Origin of the sequence: Bradyrhizobium sp. CCBAU 11430 (assembly GCF_028128855.1) — a bacterium.
Taxonomy (GTDB): Bacteria; Pseudomonadota; Alphaproteobacteria; order Rhizobiales; family Xanthobacteraceae; genus Bradyrhizobium; species Bradyrhizobium ottawaense.
Genome location: NZ_LBJV01000008.1, coordinates 1 through 334 on the forward strand (window position 1 = coordinate 1; position 334 = coordinate 334).

At 59.6% G+C, this 334-nt stretch carries 1 protein-coding gene; it reads left to right on the forward strand.

The features are described 5' to 3' along the window. Positions 1 to 53 precede the first annotated feature (53 nt). On the forward strand, positions 54 to 334 hold a 281-nt coding region (locus XI04_RS08070; protein ID WP_271623546.1), incomplete at its 3' end, for an IS110 family transposase.

Genomic DNA, 334 nt, shown 5'->3' on the forward strand with positions numbered 1-334 from the left:
CCCGCATGGTTGAACGAACTTCAGGTTCGCATCACAAGGGAGGGTCGAGGAAGATGGCCAAACGTAACACGATCTGTGCTGGAATCGATACCAGCAAAGATAAGCTCGACGTGGCGCTCGATGGCAGTTCGGAGGAGCTGCAGGTCAAGAACACGGCGGAAGGCCACCAGGAGCTGGTGGAGTGGCTGAAGCGCCACAAGGTCAAGCGGGTTGGGATCGAGGCAAGCGGTGGTTACGAGCAGGCGGCGGTCGCCGAACTGCGACGCCAGCGGTTTGTCGTCATCGTGTTTCAGCCGATCCAGGTCCGCGCCTATGCCACGTTCCATTTGCAACG